At 55.1% G+C, this 5,895-nt stretch carries 5 protein-coding genes and 1 pseudogene; 2 read left to right on the plus strand and 4 right to left on the minus strand.

The annotated features are described in order from the left end of the window. From ABX962_RS28050 to ABX962_RS28065, 4 genes are all read right to left on the minus strand, one after another. The coding region (locus ABX962_RS28050; protein WP_372724409.1) for a tetratricopeptide repeat protein at positions 1–1,605 on the minus strand (1,605 nt) is incomplete at its 3' end. A gap of 6 nt (positions 1,606–1,611) precedes the next feature. Continuing rightward, on the minus strand, positions 1,612–1,821 hold the full coding sequence (locus ABX962_RS28055) for a hypothetical protein (RefSeq protein ID WP_345685007.1): 210 nt from the start codon (positions 1,819–1,821) through the stop codon (positions 1,612–1,614). Between the two features lie 194 nt (positions 1,822–2,015). Then, positions 2,016–3,227, minus strand: coding sequence for a DUF1559 domain-containing protein (locus ABX962_RS28060; RefSeq protein ID WP_372724411.1), 1,212 nt, complete (start codon positions 3,225–3,227; stop codon positions 2,016–2,018). Between the two features lie 527 nt (positions 3,228–3,754). Beyond that, positions 3,755–4,567, minus strand: a complete 813-nt coding sequence (locus ABX962_RS28065; RefSeq protein WP_372724415.1) for a ZIP family metal transporter — start codon at positions 4,565–4,567, stop codon at positions 3,755–3,757. A gap of 59 nt (positions 4,568–4,626) precedes the next feature. Between ABX962_RS28065 and ABX962_RS28070 the strand changes: the two genes are divergently transcribed. Both ABX962_RS28070 and ABX962_RS28075 read left to right on the plus strand, forming a co-directional pair. Continuing rightward, the gene (locus ABX962_RS28070; RefSeq protein ID WP_372724413.1) at positions 4,627–5,265 is read left to right on the plus strand and encodes a DedA family protein; all 639 of its coding nucleotides are present in this window, start codon (positions 4,627–4,629) and stop codon (positions 5,263–5,265) included. 49 nt (positions 5,266–5,314) lie between these two features. Next, positions 5,315–5,895, plus strand: a pseudogene (locus tag ABX962_RS28075) (sodium:calcium antiporter); the annotation flags it as partial.

The following is a 5,895-nucleotide window of genomic DNA, read 5'->3' on the forward strand; positions in this document are numbered from 1 at the left end:
CGGCGTTCCCCCCGCGGCCGCAAAGTAAACATCGCTCCAGCCATCTAGATCGTAGTCCAACGTACCGCCACCACAGCCGAGCGTATGATGCAACATGAATCCGGGACGATCGAGATGGTCATGGGTGTAGCCAAAAAACTTCACTCCACGCTCGGCCGCCTGATTGACCAGTTTTAACGACGAAATCGAATCGGCATGCCCGCTCTGCTTGATGGCACTTGTGACCAGGAGGGCGGGATCTTGTGGACTCGCATCCCGATCGACCGCCGGCAGAGGCATATGACTGAAATCGAGTTTCAGCTCGGGATGCATTTGCAACACTTGCCATGGCATGTCGCGGCGAAGCGTGGCAACGACGGAATTGCGATATTCGGCTGCCGATTCGATCGGGTCTCGCGTCAGTGTCAATGCCATTGCGGCCCACGCTTCACATTCCCAGAGACGACCAAGCTGTTGAAGCGTTTGGGCGATCCCGATTGCCAAACGCTGTGAATCGGCTTGTGCGGATAAAAACTCGCGTCGTTGTTGGTCGAGACGATTCAGTAATCGGGCCCGTGTTTGGACATCGCTACTTGCCGCAATCAACTCAGGCGTGGATCGTTGCTCATCGACTCGTTGCAAACTCGTTTGCAATTTCAACCAACACTCGCTGTCGTCTGCATCTCGGCGTGTTCCTTCCCAGTAGCACCGCATAGCCACTTCATCGAGACTTTGATCACGGGCCCAGTCTCCCAATGCGATCCAGTAGCGGACATCCGAGTCAACGTCCTCGGGCATTTGGGTTGCCAATCGCAGCACCGCACCAAAGTCGCCCGATCGCGCGGCGATCGAAATCGCTAGCGAATGAGCGGGCACAAAGTCGGGGTGACGAGCAATAATGCGACCGAGCAGCGAGGCGGCGTCTTCATCACGACGTTGATCAAAGTGGCGTTTCGCTTTCGCCAGCAGTGGACGCAAATCCGTGGGATTCCGATCGACCAACAACTGCACCGAATCTTCTTCGAGCGTTCGCGGTCCTTTCGCTGCGAGATCCAGCAACAACTTGAGATCAAATTTGCGTTGTTGAATCAGGACACGTCGATGGGGATCCGCTAATTCAGGCCGCTCGGCCATCGCATAGAAATCGACGAGTTGACGGCGAAAGACGTGATGTTCGGGACGCCGTCCGGTGGTGTTTTCCAGTAGTTCGATTGCGGCATAAAGCCGTCCCATCGAAAGCAGTGCCACCACCGTCTGCTGGACCTGGTTATCGTCGGCATAGGACGTAACGTCACAAGCGGTCAGCATGAGCTCGGTCGACAACGGCAGATCGCCATTGTGGTAGGCGACCTTGGCTGCCATGAATAAAACGTCGGGATCATCAGGTCGTTCGATCAATGCGGCGCTGGACCACTGTGACGCGTCGACCCACTTGGCTTCGGATACCGCTTGCGAAAAACGGCTGTACGCCGACGTAGTCGCAACGGGGTCGACGGCAAATTTGTCTGCATCCGCTAGTGGTGCGTCTGTGCAACCACCCAATAGCGAACACAGAACCAGCAGCACTAGCGGACCGCAACGTCGCATCGCAACGAGATGAATCCCGACAGTCTGAGAATCAAGCAAGACGTATTATTCTTTGGGCAAAGGCTTACTTTGGTCGTAATTCCCTTGCGCAAATCCTTTCTCCATCTTGCGTTGTTCTTCTTCAATCGCGGCGCGGACCTTGGCGATTTCCGCTTCGTTGGCGCCGTCCAGAACGCTGGCGGCCTTGGGTTCGCCACACCCAAGATTCAAGCAGAACGTGCAGGACAACAGGGCAAGGCATGCAAGTCGTTTCATGGTTAGCTTTCGTGGTTACAGAATCTTGTAGTAACAGTGTCTTCGAGATAACGGAGTGGAATAATCGATCATGAAAAAGAAAGGCTTCGCGCATTCGGTATTTGCGCACTCGGCACACGAAGCCTGTTCGTTCGGACTGCTCCGAATCGAACCTTCCGCTAGGAAGGTCCGATTCGAATCCAATTCGTTGCCGTTTAGAATTCGGCGGAAATCGTTTCTTTCGCGGCACGACTGCCCAGCGATCCCCACAAACCATAGGGACTTTGCGCACCGGGTTGGTTCTTGTTCGCGGCGTTACCCCAGCGGTGAACCATCGGAGCGGTCGAATCACCTGCTTCGATCGAGTCGGTGATGAACTTCACCGCCCCGTCAGCCATCAGCACATGCACGCCACCTTGATGACGACTCGACGGCGGCAAGACGATCAAGTCGACGCCACGGTCATAACCGCAAACCTCTTTGTTGGGCGGCAAAATCGTGGTCACCATGGTGTACAGCGGCAATCGGCTGAACCACTGATAACCGCGACCGCTGGATGCACTGTCGGTTGGCGTCGAGGAAGCCCAGAACTGAGGACGCTGCGGATCGACCAAACCACCTGTACCACATTCCGACGGATTGTCACGAGGTCCAGGGTAGCTCCAGCTTGGACGATCGTAAGAGATCGTTCGCTTGTCTTTATCACCTAGGTCGGTCGCAATTTCTCCCATTGCAATCGTGTTGGACAAACCATCGAGGATGTCACGAAACTTCATCTGCTTGTAACAAGCAAAGACACCACGGTCGGCAGCACGCTGCTCTTCGGCTTGAGTCGCGTTGAGTGGTTTCCAAGGATTGTCGCTGCGATTACCAAAGTTGATCCAGCGTCCCGAATCGCCACCACACATGGCATAGTTCGTACGTCCTGCCGCAGGCAATCCAGTCCCCGGATCGCTGGGACAACGAAGCGTTGGCATTTCAGTGCTGTAAGGCACGTAATCCAACCAGTTTTGCGGGCTTGGCCCCATCGCCGGGAAATCGACCGTGCCGTCTTTATTAAAGTCGTTCGGATTGCTGATCACTTCCCAGATGGCTTGCTGCTCGATAAAAGGGGTCAACCCCACCAATGCAGACAACTGATTTTGACTTGCGTTCTTGGTGTTGGACCACCAATACGAATTGCTGAGGGTCGCATCTTCGGTCCCACTCCCCTGAATCGGCAACGCATTGTAGGCGCTGTGGTAGTTATGCATCCCCAAACCAAGTTGTTTGAAGTTGTTGCTGCAGCTCATGCGGCGAGCGGCTTCACGAGCGGCTTGGACCGCAGGTAGCAACAAACCGACGAGCACCCCGATGATGGCGATGACAACCAGCAACTCCACTAAGGTGAAACCGAGGCGTGGGGATAGAGGGCGATTCGTTTTCATAAAAACACCTTTAAGAAAAAGACAAAGAGAGACCTTGATTGCGTCGCGTTTTGCCGACCGGAGATGATTCGAACCCAACGTGGACGTGATTCGCAGTCGCCATCGCGGACGCAACAACGTGACCTAAAACCACCAAAACGACGATTTGGCAACAGGCAAGAAAAGAGTGAAAACAATGAAGGATGCGGAGAGTCCAATCCACACTCGTCATAGGCGAATGCTAAGAACAACTGCGACGACAGTCAAATAACACGGGACTCTACGCGACTTTCAGCACCGCACTGAGTTTCGCAGAACAGAAATTTCGCTCTCTCTTTTTGGTATTGATATCGCATCCATCCGCTCATCGAGACGCACGGCCCGACCGACCGATTACAAGAAGCGTCCGATAGTTAACATTTACAGAAGAGGTTTTTTCAATTCGCGCGAGGCAAATTTTTTTTGGAAAATTTTAGTTTTTCAAAAACAGACCGGCCCTCGGTGACGCCGTGAGGCGGTGTTTCGAGCGATTTGGCAGTTTCCAGCGACTATCCAAGCGAAACGTCCAAAATCATCATCACTGTGAACCCAAGCATTAGACAAAGCGTTGCTAGATCGTCATTGCCCTGCTGCTGTGTTTCGGGGACCAATTCCTCGACCACGACATACACCATTGCACCGGCGGCGAAGCTGAGCGCAAACGGGAGTACCGGAGCCGCAAACACCACCACCGCGGCTCCGATGACGGCGGCCACCGGTTCAACCAGAGCCGAGGCTTGACCGATCATCCAAGCCTTTATTCGGCTAAGCCCTTCGCCTCGCAGCGGCACGGCAACCGCAACCCCTTCGGGCATATTTTGCAAGCCGATACCGATCGCCAATGCAGCGGCACTGCCCAGGCTGGCCGTTTTCAAACCGCTGGCGGCACTGCCCAGCGCTACGCCGACCGCCAAACCCTCCGGAATGTTATGCAACGTAATGGCGATGATCAGCAGCACGCTGCGCTGCCACGCGGTACGCGGACCTTCGGCGGATTCGATCGGCAGCCCACGATGCAGATGGGGAAGCAGTTGGTCGAGCCCCCACAAGAAGGCACCCCCAGCCAGAAAACCGACCGCGGCTGGCAACCAGCTCGGCCATCCCTGTTCGTCCGCCACTTCGATTGACGGCGCAAGCAGACTCCAATAGCTTGCCGCCAACATCACTCCGCCCGCAAACCCAAGCATTGCATCGAGCAGTTTTCGATTGACTCGAACCAAGCCAAACACCAACGCAGCGCCTAGCGCGGTCAGCCCCCAGGTAAACAGACCGGCAGCGAGTGCTTGCCAGACCGGATCCAATTCTTTTAGCCATGTGATCATTTTGCGATCGCGATGCAGATGATGTGCCACTGGCACGCGGGTTGCCGTGAAGATTGGGTATGGAAAAATGGATCACTGAATTTTTGGAACAGTTTGGCGCTGCAGGAGTAGGGCTCCTGATGTTGGCTGAAAATATCTTTCCGCCGATACCATCGGAGATCGTCATGCCGTGGGCGGGGTATTCGGTAAGCCAAGGAAATGTCTCCTTTATCGCCGTCGTCACCGCCGGCAGTATCGGTTCGTTTCTGGGGGCATTGGCTTGGTATCTGCTGGCCCGTTGGATTGGCAAGGAGCGATTGGCCCGTTGGATTGGCAAGGAGCGATTGGCCCGTTGGATCGACGGCCACGGTGCTTGGTTAACGATCACCCGTCGAGACTTGGATCAGGTCGATGATTGGTTTGATAAATGGGGAAGTGTCGCGGTATTGGTATGTCGGATGATTCCTGGGATTCGCACCTTGATCAGCGTTCCGGCCGGGTTTGCAGCGATGCCGATCGGCCGATTTTCGGTGTTCACGGCGATTGGCACCGTGTTATGGACCACGCTGCTTGCCGGCATCGGATGGTGGCTCGGCGATCATTACAAGGATCTCGCTGCCCCGTTGAGCTGGGTCAGCATGGCAGTGATCGCGGGGATGTTTGCTTGGTGGATTTGGCGCGTGGTGCGGCAGCGGTCGGCTCGGGCCACAACGTCTTGATCGTTAGGAAACAAGAAAGCCAGCAAGCGGTTGCCGTGACGAAATTCACTTGTTTGCCCTTACAATTGAGTTGATTTTGATGCTTGATTTGCAGTCCCAATCGCTGACGATCAATTTTGGTATCTTTGCGGTCGCAGCGTTATTTGTGTGGTTGGCGGGCACCAAACTCAGCAAGTACGTTGACCTGTTTGCGGACCGGACAGGATTGGGAAAAGCGTTTGCGGGGGCTTTGCTGCTTGGCGGTGCCACCAGCTTGCCCGAGCTCGCCACGACGTTGACGGCATCCTACTCGGGAGCGGCCGAGTTAGCGGGAAACAATCTGCTCGGAGGCGTGGTAATGCAGGTTGCTGTTTTGGCTTTGATTGATGCGTTTGTATTGCGTGGTCGCCCGCTCACTCTCTTTTCGCCGCAATCGTCATTGATCATGGTCGGCGTAATGCTAATCGCATTGATAGCGCTCGCATCAGCGGCAGTCACGAGTGGCGAGCTATACTCCATTGCTGGCGTTGGAGTTTGGCCAATCCTATTATTTGCAGCATACATTTCATCATTGTGGGTAATCTATCGCTACGAAGGGAAACCGCGATGGGAACCGCGTGGCGAGATTGCCGAGCCGCCCGAATCGGCCCG

This window comes from Novipirellula sp., assembly GCF_041583735.1.
Classification (GTDB): Bacteria; Planctomycetota; Planctomycetia; order Pirellulales; family Pirellulaceae; genus Novipirellula.